General features: G+C 57.9%; 11 protein-coding genes. 5 read left to right on the top strand and 6 right to left on the bottom strand.

Going from position 1 to position 14979, the window contains the following annotated elements:
• Positions 1 to 59: 59 nt before the first annotated feature.
• The gene (locus tag GVL52_RS09385) at positions 60 to 1193 is read right to left on the bottom strand and encodes a GSU2403 family nucleotidyltransferase fold protein (RefSeq protein WP_160006143.1); all 1134 of its coding nucleotides are present in this window, start codon (positions 1191 to 1193) and stop codon (positions 60 to 62) included.
• A gap of 542 nt (positions 1194 to 1735) precedes the next feature.
• Between GVL52_RS09385 and GVL52_RS09380 the strand changes: the two genes are divergently transcribed.
• The 4 genes from GVL52_RS09380 to repC all read left to right on the top strand — a co-directional run bounded on the left by GVL52_RS09380 (position 1736) and on the right by repC (position 7796).
• Complete coding sequence (locus GVL52_RS09380; RefSeq protein WP_160006141.1) at positions 1736 to 2794, top strand: integrase; 1059 nt, start codon at positions 1736 to 1738, stop codon at positions 2792 to 2794.
• 1350 nt (positions 2795 to 4144) lie between these two features.
• Positions 4145 to 5323 (top strand): plasmid partitioning protein RepA, encoded by a 1179-nt coding sequence (gene repA, locus GVL52_RS09375; protein WP_160006139.1) that lies wholly within the window; start codon positions 4145 to 4147, stop codon positions 5321 to 5323.
• Entirely contained in the window at positions 5320 to 6324 is a 1005-nt protein-coding gene (repB, locus tag GVL52_RS09370) for a plasmid partitioning protein RepB (RefSeq protein WP_160006137.1), read from the top strand. Before repA ends, repB begins: the two co-directional genes overlap by 4 nt.
• Positions 6325 to 6479: 155 nt before the next feature.
• The gene (repC, locus tag GVL52_RS09365) at positions 6480 to 7796 is read left to right on the top strand and encodes a plasmid replication protein RepC (RefSeq protein ID WP_160006135.1); all 1317 of its coding nucleotides are present in this window, start codon (positions 6480 to 6482) and stop codon (positions 7794 to 7796) included.
• 121 nt (positions 7797 to 7917) lie between these two features.
• Here the strand turns inward: repC and GVL52_RS09360 are convergent, their stop codons facing one another.
• Complete coding sequence (locus GVL52_RS09360; RefSeq protein ID WP_160006133.1) at positions 7918 to 8631, bottom strand: MgtC/SapB family protein; 714 nt, start codon at positions 8629 to 8631, stop codon at positions 7918 to 7920.
• Positions 8632 to 8645: 14 nt separating this feature from the next.
• Here GVL52_RS09360 and GVL52_RS09355 point away from each other — a divergent pair, with 14 nt between their 5' ends.
• Positions 8646 to 8786 (top strand): hypothetical protein, encoded by a 141-nt coding sequence (locus tag GVL52_RS09355; protein WP_160006131.1) that lies wholly within the window; start codon positions 8646 to 8648, stop codon positions 8784 to 8786.
• 9 nt (positions 8787 to 8795) lie between these two features.
• On the opposite strand, the gene GVL52_RS09350 is transcribed toward GVL52_RS09355, so the two are convergent.
• From GVL52_RS09350 to yghX, 4 genes are all read right to left on the bottom strand, one after another.
• Entirely contained in the window at positions 8796 to 10334 is a 1539-nt protein-coding gene (locus GVL52_RS09350) for a SpoVR family protein (RefSeq protein ID WP_160006129.1), read from the bottom strand.
• Between the two features lie 12 nt (positions 10335 to 10346).
• Complete coding sequence (locus GVL52_RS09345; protein ID WP_160006127.1) at positions 10347 to 11666, bottom strand: YeaH/YhbH family protein; 1320 nt, start codon at positions 11664 to 11666, stop codon at positions 10347 to 10349.
• Positions 11667 to 11703: 37 nt separating this feature from the next.
• Positions 11704 to 13653, bottom strand: coding sequence for a PrkA family serine protein kinase (locus tag GVL52_RS09340; protein ID WP_160006125.1), 1950 nt, complete (start codon positions 13651 to 13653; stop codon positions 11704 to 11706).
• Between the two features lie 372 nt (positions 13654 to 14025).
• Entirely contained in the window at positions 14026 to 14913 is an 888-nt protein-coding gene (yghX, locus tag GVL52_RS09335) for a YghX family hydrolase (RefSeq protein ID WP_160006123.1), read from the bottom strand.
• Positions 14914 to 14979: the final 66 nt, after the last annotated feature.

The raw sequence follows: 14979 nt of genomic DNA, 5'->3' as shown, positions 1-14979 counted from the left end.
GTCGATATGATGGCACGGAAGGACCACCGGCCGCGGGCATGCGCGCCAGCAGCACGAGGTCAACGCCGAGGAGTTCGGCCGCTCGCTTCGGTGTGGTGTCCTCTGGAACGACCATCACCCCTTATCTTCTCCAAATCAGGCATCTGCGATCCTAAAGCCTTGGCGAGCGCTTTGACGCCATTGTCAGGCAACCTCAAGAGACCACTGCAAAGCCCTTCCCTCCAAGAACCTCCGCGATCCCATGCCTCGCCCCACGCATCTGCCAGTTCATCTCCGTGGCGTGTCTCCATAAGAGCTTCGAAAAGCAAGCCGGCCTGTGTCAGGTCTTTGTCCGATTTCAGCCGTCCTAGCGTGTCTGTGAGCCTTCTGGAGGATACGATGATCTTATGAACGGCATACCGTTCGGGGGCGGGAACTAAGACATTCACGCCTTCACGGTGCAGCAGCACGGTTCGCACGGGCTCGTATATTAGATAATCCAAGAACCGCAGGTTTTCCGCCGACGCGCCGCCGAGAGCAGGCATGGGCGACGGCTTGCCCGCGTATTCATCCGATCCACGATTTCCCGTCAGAAATTCCACGCGGTAGCTCTTCGGATTCTGGAAAGCTACCACCTTCGCTTGGTCCGCCTGGTGCGGAACTGCCCGGAATTCAGGATCGACCGACTGGAGGACCTCCAGCATAGGCGGCATGCTATCTTGAACTCCCGCCGAGATCGCAAAGTCCTGCGCGAAATCCGCGTCGCCAGTCTGCATCGCGGCCGAGGGCAGCCGAACGCCGAGCATCCCCGCATAGGTGCTGAATGCCACCGAGCCGATCAACACCGCCCGCAGGCGAAACAATCCGGCGTCAGCCAGGGCTTTCGTGACATCGCCCGCGAATGGATCAGGACCGGGAAGGCCAGCACGGCGCAGCGAAGTAACCATCCGTCTCCGCTCCCGGAGACTGTCCTTGATCTCCTTGTGGGCCTTGACCCGCACCGTGATTTCTTCGTCGCTGTGGGGGCCGACATAGCTTCGCTTGTCCTTACCTTCGGGAGTAGGGAGATCGAAATACCAGTAGTCACGCCCTTTCACAGGAACCGTTACGAAACGCCCCTCCAAAGGGAAATCAGCTTGGAACCGTGCATCGAGCGAGCGCTGGACCAACTCCGCGAACATCGTTCGATAGCTGATGTCGATCTCTTTCATCATTAGCATCTCTTCCGTCTCAACCCGGGCGGCTCGCTCGGCCTAGTGTTCAGCCATCACCTTCTCGAAACGGGCCTCCCTTTTTTGACGAGTTCATGGCGGATACCAGCCGTTATAATGTTCACGCGGGAACATTATAACTCTTCTTCCCGTCGTCAATCCATTCGCTATAATATTTTTGACAAAACATTATAACAGGCCCGAAACTTGCGGCATATCGGGGATCTTTGCCGTAGTTTCATTTTGAACCAACGCCGACAAGTCGCGTTTAAGCGATGGAGGCGATTGCCAGCTACCGAGAAGATTGCTATGCTTATCTCCGTCAGGACTAGGTCGTGAGACAGGCTTTTGACTCTGAATCCGCGATCTGCAGACCATTGTTTCCAAACGGTATTATTCCGATAGTGAAGCTAAATGGCAGTTTTCTTTCCTGACTCATATTCGCTCTTTTCAAGCTGAAAATTCGTTCATTATCGATAGTGATGGATGTCGAGTCGCAGAATCGCTAAAGTGGGCAGGAGTCCACGTTGGAAGACCGATGCTGCATGCCAAAATCCCACTCTAAACCTGAAAATCACCTGGATGAAAGCATTGTTCGCCGCGCCGAAACACTCGACGTGCTCGACGCGATCTTCCCGTTTGAGCGGCGCGAACAGCTCGCAGTCCTGCTGACGGATGACGATGTCGCCACGGTGAAACGTCTCGTGGATGATCGCAAACGGGAGAACACGATCCGAGCCCTCGTTTCGGATCTTGGCTACCTCCAGGCTTGGAGCCTGGCGACCACCGAGCGCGCCCTGCCCTGGCCGGCACCGGAGGATTTGGTTCTCGCCTTCATATCCCACCACCTCACAAGCAGAGAAGAGACAGCGCTCGATCGAAACCACGGCATGCCGCGCCACGTCGAAGAGAGCCTGCGCCAACAAAATCTCCTGAGAGGCTCTATCCCGCACGCGCCTTCAACCGTACGTCGACGGATCGCCAGCTGGGCGATGCTGACCAAAAGACGCGGCCTGAGCGGCGTCTTCGACAGCGCGTCGTTGAAGGATGCGTTCGAACGCATCGAGGGCGATAGCGGGCGGCAACCCGGCAAGATGAGCACCACTGCGATAACAGATGACCTCCTTGCGCGCCTTCTATCGACCTGCACCAACGACGGTCTTGTCGGCCTGCGCGACCGCGCCATCTTGCTCCTCGCCTCAACGGCAGGTGGCCTGCGCCGTGCGGACGTCGCCAATCTTCGCGTCGATGATCTGTCCACGGAAGCCGCCGATACCGTCCGGAAGAAAAAGACCCGCGTCCCTCGCCTGACAATCAGAATCGGAAAGCCTGAAAACAGCGAGCAACTCAGCCTCGTCGGCCAGGCTGCTGGAACGCTCCTGACATGGATGGCGGAGGCCGGGATCACGAGCGGCCCGGTGTTCCGCAAGGTGGACCAATGGGGCAACGTCTCACGGCGAACGCTGACACCGCAGTCGATCAACCTGATCGTCAAGACCCGCGCGGAAAAGGCAGGCCTTGATCCGAAGCTGATGTCAGCACAGGGCCTGCGATCCGACGCAACGACGCGCAACCAAAGGCGCAGGGACGCATCGGCGCAGTAGGCATGCCGGACTACAAATGTGCGCAGGCCAAGCATTGCTCAACACTGCAGCGCCGAGAGGCTCGGGCCCCGGTTCTGAACGCTACAGTGTAACGCTGATAGATCACCGATTGGCGGCCCATCTGTCTCGGCTTCGATAACAGGCTCGCCGAGACGCCACCTGTCATCCACCACCGGCATCAACGGCCCACAACAAGGAGGAGTGTGTGTCATCTGTCCCGTGAAGAAGGGTGCCCTTCGAATATAAGAGCATCCTTTCTGCTTCCAGCAGAGGGCACCCCCGCCGCGATAAGCCACCTCGCCCGACCTCGCTTCAATCAGACAAGACATTGAGCCGGGCATTGCGCGCGCCTGCGCCGTCGATGTGAAGATCTGACGCGCCTTATCGAAACGGAGGCTTCCGTTCGCGCATCGCGAGATCCGCGACTGCCGTTCAGCTGAGATCACCAAGAAGGCAAACATTCAGGAGCGCGCAACATTGGAGGGCCATCAGCGGCTGCGCTGGCGGATTTATCCTTTGTACCGACACAACACACAGAGCTGGAGCTTTGGGGGAGGCGCTCCATGCGATCTCTGACGACCGGAGACGACAGAACACCTCCCCATTGCTCACCGCTTGGCGGGACAAAAAAATTGAACGGCCGGCTCTTCTCTGGAAACGGCCTATCTTCCAAGGGGCGAGGGCGGGGGGCGAGTGATCCGATTACCGACAGCAGCCCACCAAAGGTTCCGTCCTCACCGCCACCCAACACCGCAGAGTGTCGCTCGGGCTATAATCCGCCAGCCCGGCTCAGACTCTTCTTCGATGCAATTTATCACCAAGTCTGTTGCGAGTGACAGGTTTTGCGCGCGGCCCGGAATGACCGCGGGCAGACTGCTGATAGAAGCCGTTCCTGTTTCGATACGGAGTTTCTCGACAGAGCGCCGGCTTAAATGATGATCCATCGACGCACCTAAACGAGCGCGACGTGCGCGACCGCCTGTGATAATCTACGGCGGCACCGGAGACGCTTCAGCGGCCCGGGCAGACGTGAAGCACCGCACAGCTTACGGCCCCGACCGCAGAGGAACGAGCCCGACGCAAATACAGCGGCGGGACCATGAAGAGCTGGCCCCCGTTTGCCGAGGCGTTCCCCGCGGGGAACGGAGGCGCCGGCCTCGACCGCCAAGATGGTTGAAATGCCTGTTCCCCGCGGGGAACAGGCCAGTTTGCAGCCAGTTGCGAATCGCGCTACTTCTTCAACTACGCAAAAAGGGCGAATTATCGTTTTTTGGCGAAACAACAGGCCGGTTAACCCAGCGTTAACCATCTCGGCGCTTAGGTTATTGAACCCGAATTGAGGATAGAATCGTGAACCGGCACTTAAGCAGCCTCGACTTCATGCAGAGTTTCTCCAGCAAGCTGGAACTCGCCCTGCAAAATCTATCGATGGCACAATATCCACCGGACGCCCGCAGAGAGATGCGGAAGTTCACGTCATCAGAAGTCGCCTCGCTGCTCGACGTTTCCGAGGCCTACATCCGCCAGATCGTGGTGAAGGAAAAGGGACCCGCGCCGGAGACCACTTCCAATGGCCGCCGGATGTATTCCCTAGAACAGATTCTTGAACTTCGCATGACGCTCGCCGAGAAGGGTCGCAAAAAGTGGATGAATCCACGGCGGACTGAAAACGAAGAGTGCCAGATTCTCGCCGTCACCAATTTCAAGGGCGGCTCCAGCAAGACCTCGACGACGATCCATCTCGGCCACTACCTCGCGCTCAAGGGCTACCGGGTATTGGCTGTCGATCTCGATCCACAAGCGTCGCTGACCAGCCTTCACGGCAACCTGCCGGATTTCAATCCGCGCGAAGACGAAACGCTTTATGCTGCGATCCGTTTTGACGATCCGAAGCCAACACGTTCGCTGGTTCACCAGACGCACATCGCAGGCTTCGACGTCATCTGCGCCGGTCTCGACCTGACGGAATTTGAAACTGCGGTCGCATTGGAGATGCGCAAGAACGGTGGCACCAGCTTCCTGCTGCGCGTATCGCAAGCGCTCGAGCAGGTGGCCGACGACTATGATGTAATCCTGATGGACTCGGCGCCGTCGCTGAACTTCCTGACATTGTCGTCGCTCACCGCCGCCACTGCCGTCATCATCCCCGTGCCAGCCCATATGCTGGATGTCGATTCCACCGGAAAGTTCCTGGAGCTCGCATCCTCCTACATGCAGATCCTCAGTGACATGGGCGCATCGGCACAATGGGATTTCGCAAAGTTCCTCGTCACCAAGTTCGAAGCCAACGATCATCCGCAGGCCAATATGACGGCGCTGATGCGTCAGGTCTTCGGTGACGACCTGCTGTTGAACATGGTTACAAAATCCACGGCCGTCGCCGATGCGCTAACATGGAAACAGAGCCTGTACGAAGTGCAGCGCTCCAGGTTCTCCGCGCCGAAGACCTATGACCGTGCAATGGAATCGATCAACGCCTCGAATGCGGAGATCGAAAAATTACTCTGGAATGCTTGGGGGCGTGAATGAGCCGCAAAGACTCTCGAGGCATGTTTGCCAATGTGCTCGGTCAACTTGATCAGCCAGCAGCAACACCGCCGCAGGCCAAGACAACGTCGCCGCACCTTCTCAAGGTTGCTGCCGGGGTGCGCCAGATACAGGAGAAGGGCGAAGTTCTCGATCGTTTGCTGAAGGATGGCGATCATATCGTTGATGTCGATCCCGAAGACGTCGCCCCGTCTACGATCCCGGATCGTTTTGACGGCGCTTATGACGACAGTGCCATCGAAGACATCGCCACATCGATCAGCGAGCGCGGCCAGATCGTACCGGGCTTGATCCGTCCGCATAAAGGCGGGCCAAAGCCATATCAGATCGTCTTTGGCCGTCGCCGACTGGCTGCTGCCAAGAAGCTCGGCCTGAAATTCCGCGCGATCGTGCGTGAACTCAGCGACGAAGAAGCCATCGTCTTCCAGGGCGAAGAAAACGCCAACCGGAACGATCTCTCCTTCATCGAGAAATGTGCCTTTGCACTGTCGCAGGAGCAGGCTGGATACAAGCGCGACGTCATCTCGGCTTCGCTGGCAACCGGCAAGTCGCATATTTCGGAAATGCTGCGCATCGCGTCCGCCGTGCCGCGGCCGACAATGCTCGTCATTGGCTCCGCGCCTGAGATCGGTCGCCGCCGTTGGATCGAGTTTGTCGATATCTTCCTGGCTCGCCCCGATGCCTCCGAATGCGTTCACGAGGCACTTTCGGAGATCAGGCGTGGATCAGACACCGATCGCTTTTCCGTGGCACTTGCTGCGTTGAAGACCGCTGTCGCCAAGCCGGTTGCTATCGAAACAATGCCGACGGCTGAGATCCGTGCAAATGGATTTTTGCTCGCAACGGTCAGCTACCCGAAATCCGGTCCACGCATCAGCTTCACCAAAGCGGTGCCGACCAGTTTCGTCGATTTTCTGAATGATCGCATGGAGACGCTGCATGGCGAATTCCTGCAATCCGTAGACAACAAAAGCAAAGGATAGAGCCGCAAAAGAAAAAAGCTCCCGAACGTTGCCGTCACGGAAGCCCTTCTCATTGGTCTAGCAGCTAGAGAATCGCACTTCCGAGAATCACTGTCAAGCATCTTTGGCACCGTTTTGGTGGGTAGATTTCTTTTGCCTTGAAAAAGGTGAAGGTCATGGAAGGTCAATTTGTAACGACGCCCTTTGGGCGGCGGGCGATGTCGCTTGGCATGCTCGCAAATCAGCTCAAAGCCCAGCAGATCAAGCCGGGATATGCGATCGACAAGTGGAAACTCTACCGCGCGCTGTGTGAAGCCAAGCCTTTGCTCGGTGTTACAGATCGTGCACTGGCCGTCTTGAACGCGCTGCTGAGCTTCTATCCACAGAGCGAACTGTCGGAGGAAAGCGGCCTGGTGGTGTTCCCATCCAATGCCCAGCTTTCGCTGAGGTCACACGGCATGGCCGAACAGACAATCCGGCGCCACCTGGCTGCTCTCGTCGATGCCGGCCTGCTGATCCGCAAGGACAGCCCAAATGGCAAGCGCTATGCACGAAAGGACCGATCAGGCTCCATTCGTGATGCATTCGGCTTTTCATTGGCGCCCCTTCTTGCGCGCGCAGAAGAGATCGAGCGCCTCGCGGCAGAGGTCGTTGCGGAGAAACTATACACCCAGCGTCTTCGCGAGCGCATCAGCCTCTCCCGCAGGGACATCGCAAAGCTGATCGAAGCAGCCGTTGCCGATCGTATTCCGGGCGAGTGGGCAGAGACCTTCAATACGTTCCGCGACCTGGTCGAGGCAATACCCCGCTCTCCAACCACTGCTGAACTCGAGACCGCTTGCGATCTGATCGAGCATTTGCGCCTGAAAGTACTTAACCATCTGGATACGCAAGTTAAATTGCAAAAATTGAGCGTCAATCCCGCTCAAAATGAGCGCCACATACAGAATTCTAATCCCGAATCTTATCTTGATCTTGGAACGAATGCGCACAATCTGACCGCAAACCTTACGCCAGAATACAACCGCTTCGACCTGACACAACCGATGACCGACAACAGACCTTTGGCAGAGAAAGACGTCGCATCAGCAGGTGACGAGCAAATATCAACCCACCGCAAACCGCAGTCCGACAGCGTCTCTGAGCTCAAATCATTCCCATTGGGCCTTGTGCTACAGGCATGCCCTGAAATCAGCTCCTATGGTCCAGGCGGCGGCATCAGAAACTGGCGAGATTTGATGAGCGCTGCGATCGTGGTGAAATCGATGCTGGGGGTGACGCCATCCGCTTACCAGGACGCCTGCGTGGTCATGGGGCATGACAATGCCGCAACTGTCGTCGCCTGCATCCTTCAGCGTGCCGACAAGATCAATTCGGCTGGCGGCTATCTCAGGGATCTAACGCGGCGCGCCGAGAAGGGAGAGTTTGCCATCGGTCCCATGCTGATGTCTCTGGTCAGAACCAATGTAACGCCTGTCAAGCTATCGGGCTGAAACAGCAGCTGTTACGACAGACGGGACAGTTACGCGCATGGCACATTTCCATGATCGACCTCACTTGCATCGATCTGCAGGAACGAACATGCGAGGCACACGAATGGCACAACGCGATGGGTCAATCGGAAGAAGGGGTGAGTGTCCAGCTGCTCGAGAACACCAGCGGGGAGATGCTGAGCTCGCCAACAAGGCTTTCGACCAGCGCATTGTCTTTCTCGGCGCAGTAGACCACAGCTTCGACTTTCACTCCCGATCGATCGGTCAGATCATGGCTTTCGAGCGATTGCAGTCTGAGCTTGCGGGCTGTCATAGATTGCAGCAGCTTCGTACGGATGGTTGCCTCATCGTTGCCCGAACACTTCAGTTCGATCACGTAAAACTTCTCGGCTTCGATCTCGGCCGGGGCAAACCGATCAAAGAAGCCGCTGAACCGTGGAAGGAAGATGTTGACGCAGGCGATCAGGACAGCCGTCTCGATTGCCGCGATCCACATGCCGTTACCGATCAGCACACCGACAGCACCCGTGGACCAGACCGTCGCGGCCGTGCTCAGACCTCGAACGCTTTGTCCTTCCTTCATGATCAGGCCGGCGCCGAGAAAGCCGATGCCGGTGACAACCTGGCCTGCCAGCCGCAGATCGACGGTGTCGTAGAGGGCAGGCAGACTTGTGTAGGCCGCAGCCCCCATGGCGACGAGCGCATAGGTCGTCAGGCCCGTATAGCGCTGGCGCCATTGACGCTCCACGCCAATGAGGCAGCCAAGGGACAAGGCCATGAGAAGCTTGATCGTAACGACGAGGGTGCCGGTGACATCGGCCGTATGTTCAAGCATGGAAACACTCTGGCATGAACTGGATCCGCGGTTGCGTCGGGATTGATGTCGAAGTCGTTTTAATTGAAAAACCGCACGAATGCGCGATCGGCTGCCGGAGCGCGCCTATCGATGACAATACGCAACTTCTGCTGATTAAATCCAGCGCCGAGTGAGTTGATCCATCATCCAGTCGAATGTTCATAAAGGACGCTGCCGGTTGCCCCGTTGATACCCGATAGACTGACCTCGTACCCCCAGAGACGCCGCGCATGGGTGAGGGTCTCGTTGCGGCTTGTTTCGTCGAGGAGAAGGCCATCGTTGACGGTGTGCTTCAAGCGCAGCTGGCGGTCGCCGAGAAGATCCACGTCCACAACTTGTATGTCAGGCTGACGGGCGCTGACGTCATAGCTTCGCGCCAGCGCCGAGCGGATCTCTGCATAGCCCCGCTCGTTGTGGATGGAGGAGACTTCGCAGAACTTGTCGGTGGCCATGTCAGACAGCCTGAACAGGCGAAATTTGCGGATCATCGCCGGGCTCAGATACTGCAGGATGAAGGATTCGTCGCGATGGTTTGCCCAGGCGTCGAGCAGCGTACCCATCGGATCATTGTTGCCGGCCATCGTTGGAAACCACTTTCGGTCTTCGTCCGTCGGCTGCGTACAGATGCGCTCGATATCCTGCATCATCGCAAAGCCGAGCGCGTAGGGGTTGATGCCGGAATAGCGCGGATCGTCGAAACCGGGCTGGAAGACGACGTTGGAGTGGCTGCTCAGCAATTCCAGCATATTGCCTTCGCTGATCTTGCCCTGATCGAACAGCCGGTTGATGATCGTGTAGTGAACATAGGTGGCGCAGCCCTCGTTCATCACCTTGGTCTGGCGCTGCGGGTAGAAATATTGCGCAATGATGCGCACGATCCGCAAGATCTCGCGCTGCCACGGCTCCAGGATCAGGCTGTGTTTTTCGATGAAATACAGGAGGTTTTCCTCCGGGAGGTTGAGCGCCTTCTTGCGCTCGGAGGCGTTGCGCTCGGCCTCGAGCGGATCCTTGCTATCATTTGTCGAAGGCAGTGTTCGCCAAAGATCGCTATAGGTCTGCTCTTCATATTCCAGGCGCTCGCGGGCGCGTTCGCGAACCTTTTCGGACGACAGGCGGGGAGGGCGGCGGTAGCGGAAGACGCCATTGTCCATCAGTGCATGCGCAGAATCGAGGATCGCTTCCACGGCCTCGATGCCATGCCGCTCCTCGCACTTGACTATGTATTTCTTGGCAAAATCCATATAGCCGAGAATGGCGCCGGCATCCGTCCACTGACGGAAGAGGTAGTTGTTCTTGAAGAAATGGTTATGGCCGAAGGAGGCATGCGCGGTTACCAGCGTCTGCATCGCCATCGTGTTTTCCTCCATCAGATAGGTGATGCAGGGGTTCGAGTTGATGACGATCTCATAGGCGAGCCCACGGTGACCCTTCCGGTAGAGATTGTCCTCGTAGATGAAGCGCTTGCCGAAGGACCAGTGCTGATACATCAGCGGCATGCCGACCGAGGAATAGGCGTCAAGCATCTGCTCCGACGAGATGATCTCGAGCTGGTTCGGATAGACATCCAGCCCCATCTCGCCGATCGCGATATCCTTGATTGCTTCATAGGCGCTGGAAAGCGTCGAAAAATTCCAGTCGGAGCCTTCAAACAACAGCCCGGAGTTCACCGCACGCTTCGCCATATCGGTTTTCCCTCAGTTACGCGTACGCGCGCCGGCTTGCCGGGTGAAGAGCTTGCGAAAGACCGGGTAGATATTGCCGGGTCGAGCAATGCGGGCCATGTGAAAATTCGGGATCTCGCCATCGACCGAACGATAGGCGCGCCACAGCGAGGTGCCGTTGTCGGTGGTCCCGAATATCTCGGTCTCCCGCTCGTCGATGATCTCGACATAGGCGTAATATTGGCAGAGCTGCATCAGCTTTCCGCGCAGCAGGGCGGCGCAGCGCTCCGAATCCCCGCTGCTGTTATCGCCGTCGGAGGCCTGGGCCGCGTAGATGTTCCACATATCAGCCGGATAGCGCGCCTCGATGATCCGCTGCATCTCTTCAAGAGCGGTTGATACCACCGTGCCGCCGCTCTGCTTGCTGTAGAAGAACGTTTCCTCGTCCACTTCGCGCGCCTCGTCGGTGTGCCTGATAAAGACGATGTCGATGCGTCCATATCTGCGCTTGAGGAAGAGATGAAGGAGCACGAAGAAGCGCTTGGCCAGATCCTTCTCACGCTCGCCCATCGATGCCGACACATCCATCAGGCAGAACATCACGGCGTTGGCATTCGGCACCGGCTGCCGCTCGAAGCGGTTGAAGCGAACATCGACAGGATCGACATAGGAAATCCGCCGGCGCCGGCGTTCCAGGGCCGCCAGTTCGTCACGCAGAGCCGCTATTTGACGGCGATTTTCAGCCGAGATGGCCTGATCTGCCTCCAGCGCGGCAATCTCGTCGGTGATCGCCTTGACCTGTCTCTCGCTCGGCCGCTGCAGCGCCATGCGGCGGCCGAAGCTGTTGCGCATGGTGCGGCCGATATTGATGTTTGTCGGCGAGCCTGCAGTGGTAAAGCCGACGCGTTGCGGCTTGTAGGTCACGGTCTCCTTCAGGTTCATCTTGATCATATCCGGCAGCTCAAGATCCTCGAAGAACAGATCGAGCACCTCCTCGCGCGACAGAATGAACTGGAACTCGTCGTCGCCGCCACCGCCGCCTGAACCGTGGCCGCCACCGCCGCCGCCACCGCTCTCTGGCTTTGAGATCCTGTCGCCGGCAGAAAACTCCTTGTTTCCTGGCAGCACATGTTCGCGGTTGCCGGTATTGGGGGAGGGGCGGAAGGTTGGTTCACCGGCACCGCGCGCCGGCATGGGAACGCCGTGGGCGGCATCGACGTCCACGATCCTGTCCGATTTGATCTGATCCTTGATCGCCCGCTTCAGCTCGTCGCGGGCGCGCTTCAGGAATCGTTGCCGGTTTCCGAGGCTCTTGTCCTTCGGGTTAAGCCGGCGGTCGATGAAATTCGGCATGCGCCAATCCCTCGCTCTGGCTTTCGCTTCGGAACCGTCAACCGGCCTTGTTGACCCGCATGTACCAATCGACCAGTCGCCGGACCTGACGCGCCGTGTAGCCGCGCTCGGTCATCCGCTGGACGAATTCGTCATGCTGCTTCTCGGTCGAGCTGTCCTTTTTCGAGCCGAAGCTGATCACCGGCAAGAGATCCTCGACCTGCCCGAACATGCGCTTCTCGATCACCTCGCGAAGTTTTTCGTAGCTCGTCCAGGCCGGGTTGCGCCCGCCATTTCGCGCCCGTGCCCTGAGCGTAAACTTCACCACCTCGTTGCGGAAGTCCTTGGGATTGGCGATGCCCGCAGGCTTTTCAATTTGCGATAGCTCGCTGTCCAAAATCTCCCGGTTGAGGATCTGTCCGGTGTCCGCATCCTTGAAATCCTGATCTTCAAGCCAGGCATCCGCATAGGAGATGTAGCGGTCGAAAAGATTTTGGCCATACTCGCTATAGGATTCCAGATAGGCTTTCTGGATCTCGTGCCCGATGAACTCGGCGTAGCGGGCCGCAAGCTCGGATTTGATGAAGTCGAGGTAGCTCGCCTCCACCTCTTTCGGGAACTGCTCGCGCTTGATCGCCTGCTCCAGAATATACATCAGATGAACAGGATCGGCGGCCACCTCCTTGGTGTCGTAGTTGAACGTCTCAGACAGCACCTTGAAGGCAAAACGCGTACTGATGCCGTTCATGCCCTCATCGACGCCGGCGACGTCGCGGTACTCCTGTACGGATTTTGCCTTCGGATCGGTATCCTTCAGGTTCTCGCCGTCATAAACCCGCATCTTGGTATAGAGCGGCGAATTTTCGTGGCGGATCAGTCGGGTCGCGACGGTGAAGCGGCTGAGGTTTTCCAGAACCTCAGGCGCGCAGGCGCTTTTTGCCAGTTCGCTTTCGCGCAGCAGTTTCTCGTAGATCAGCCGCTCCTCGGTCACTCTCAGGCAATACGGCACCTTGACCACCAGAATACGGTCGAGGAAGGCCTCGTTGTTGCGGTTGTTCTTGAACTGCTGCCACTCGGATTCGTTGGAGTGCGCGACGACGATGCCCTGATAGGGGAAGGCCCCGAAACTCTCGGTGCCATTATAGCTTCCTTCCTGCGTCGCCGTCAGCAGCGGGTGCAGCACCTTGATCGGCGCCTTGAACATTTCGACGAATTCGAGCAGACCCTGCGTTGTCCGGTTGAGACCGCCGCTGAAGGAATAGGCGTCAGGATCGGCCTGGCTGTAATTCTCCAATTGCCGGATATCGACCTTGCCGACGAGCGCTGAAACGTCCTGATTGTTCTCGTCTCCGGGTTCCGTCTTGGCGATGGCGATCTGGCGCAGCCGCGACGGCATCAGCTTGACGACGCTGAAGCGTGAGATATCGCCGCCGATCTCGTCGAGCCGTTTGGTTGCCCATGGCGATATCAGCCCGGTAAGACGCCGCCGCGCGATCCCGTATTTGTCTTCCAGCAGATCGGACATCCGTTCTGGCTGGAACAGGCCGAGCGGGGATTCAAAAACCGGGCTCACCTGTCCGTCGATCGCCAGCGTGTAGATCGGGAAGCGTTCCATCAGCTTCTTCAGCCGCTCCGCAAGCGACGACTTACCGCCGCCGACCGGGCCGAGCAGATAAAGGATTTGCTTGCGCTCCTCGAGCCCTTGGGCGGCATATCTGAAATAGCCGACGATCCGCTCGATCGTGTCTTCCATTCCGTAGAAATCAGCGAAGGCGGGATAAATCTTGACGGTGCGATTGGAGAATATCCGACCCAGGCGCTCGTCGGCGCTGGTGTCGATCAATTTAGGTTCGCCAATGGCTTCCACCATGCGTTCCTGCGCGGTGGCATATAGTCTTTTGTCATCACGGCAGGCCAGGAGGTATTCCTGGAGACTTAGCTCTTCTTGCGCTGCGTTCGTATAGATCTCCGAAAATAGATCGAATACGTCGCTTTCGCTCTTCTGCATCTTGCTCTCCCGGACCAGTTGGTGAGGACGGGATCGCTACGTGTCGGCTCGCGAGATAAAAACGCGTCAGACTTGCTTTTGTACAAAGTGCTTACGAAGTTCGGGACAGTCTGTAGCCGATAGCCGCGATACTCGTCAGACTCACATTATGCAGTCGCCGCGGCAGATCGCCAAGTGCGCAGATCGCATTTCACTCTTTTTTGCACGATATGTGACAATTAGTTCCACCGCAAAAAATATGCGCCGCCAAAGAGCAGCGACGCGCGCCCTTTTCTGGGATTCTCGAGCTTGGTTTATGATGCTTTCGCGCTTCGACGTTTGTGTCGAGACGCTGGGCGGCTGCGATATCCGCCTCCGCCCGCGGTGCCTGTTCTAAACCAGATATCGCTTGAACCACTCGATGGTGCGATCCCATGCGAGCTTGGCTGCTGCCTCATCATAACGTGGCGTGGAATCGTTGTGGAAGCCGTGGTTGACGCCCGGATAGACGTAAGCCTCGTACGTCTTGTTGTCCGCTTTCAGAGCGGTCTCATAGGCTGGCCAACCATCGGTGATGCCCTTGTCGAGTTCCGCGTAGTGGAGCAGAAGCGGTGCCTTGATGCGGGCAACGCTGTCAGCGCTCGGCTGGCGTCCATAGAACGGCACGGCCGCTCCAAGCTCGGGATAGGCGACGGCTGCGGCATTGGAGACGCCGCCGCCGTAGCAAAAGCCGGTGATGCCGACCTTGCCCGTGGTCAGGTCGCTCTTCATCAGGTATTCGATTGCGGCGAAGAAGTCGTTCATCAGCTTTTCCGGGTTGACCTGCTGCTGCAGTTCCCGGCCTTTTTCGTCATTGCCGGGATAACCGCCGACAGACGTCAGGCCGTCCGGTGCAAGTGCCACGAAGCCTGCCTTGGCAACCCGTCTCGCGACATCTTCGATGTAAGGGTTCAGCCCCCGGTTCTCGTGAACCACCACCACCGCCGGTACCTTGCCCTGCGCCTTGGCAGGCCGGACCAGATAGGCGCGAACATCGCCGTTTCCTTTCGGCGATGGGTAGGTGATGTATTCCGCGGAGATGTCAGGGTCGGTGAACTCGACCTGCGTGGCAAGGGCATAGTCCGGGCTCATCGACGACAGGATGGCAGCGGCTGTCAGGCCGCCAACAGCGAATTTTCCGGCCCGGTCGAGAAACTCCCGTTTGGTAATCCTGCCATGCGCATAATAATCGTAGAGTTCGAGCAGTTCCTGCGGGAAGTCCTTTGCGGTCAGGCGGGTCATCTTCACTCCTCCATTCTGGTGATTTTGCAGGCTATCCTACACGAGCATGACGACCGGTCAGTTCAA

This window comes from Rhizobium sp. 18055 (assembly GCF_902706285.1).
In the GTDB taxonomy this organism is placed as follows: Bacteria; Pseudomonadota; Alphaproteobacteria; order Rhizobiales; family Rhizobiaceae; genus Rhizobium.
The sequence above is the reverse complement of the archived record's forward strand: the minus strand, read 5'-3'. Positions and strand labels throughout refer to the sequence as shown.

What these genes read in the sequence shown, in the direction of transcription:
- GVL52_RS09385 (WP_160006143.1), bottom strand. Translation starts at nt 1,193, where the DNA reads ATGATGAAAGAGATCGACATCAGCTATCGAACGATGTTCGCGGAGTTG.
- GVL52_RS09380 (WP_160006141.1), top strand. Translation starts at nt 1,736, where the DNA reads ATGCCAAAATCCCACTCTAAACCTGAAAATCACCTGGATGAAAGCATT.
- repB (WP_160006137.1), top strand. Translation starts at nt 5,320, where the DNA reads ATGAGCCGCAAAGACTCTCGAGGCATGTTTGCCAATGTGCTCGGTCAA.
- repC (WP_160006135.1), top strand. Translation starts at nt 6,480, where the DNA reads ATGGAAGGTCAATTTGTAACGACGCCCTTTGGGCGGCGGGCGATGTCG.
- GVL52_RS09360 (WP_160006133.1), bottom strand. Translation starts at nt 8,631, where the DNA reads ATGCTTGAACATACGGCCGATGTCACCGGCACCCTCGTCGTTACGATC.
- GVL52_RS09355 (WP_160006131.1), top strand. Translation starts at nt 8,646, where the DNA reads ATGAACTGGATCCGCGGTTGCGTCGGGATTGATGTCGAAGTCGTTTTA.
- GVL52_RS09350 (WP_160006129.1), bottom strand. Translation starts at nt 10,334, where the DNA reads ATGGCGAAGCGTGCGGTGAACTCCGGGCTGTTGTTTGAAGGCTCCGAC.
- GVL52_RS09345 (WP_160006127.1), bottom strand. Translation starts at nt 11,666, where the DNA reads ATGCCGAATTTCATCGACCGCCGGCTTAACCCGAAGGACAAGAGCCTC.
- GVL52_RS09340 (WP_160006125.1), bottom strand. Translation starts at nt 13,653, where the DNA reads ATGCAGAAGAGCGAAAGCGACGTATTCGATCTATTTTCGGAGATCTAT.
- yghX (WP_160006123.1), bottom strand. Translation starts at nt 14,913, where the DNA reads ATGACCCGCCTGACCGCAAAGGACTTCCCGCAGGAACTGCTCGAACTC.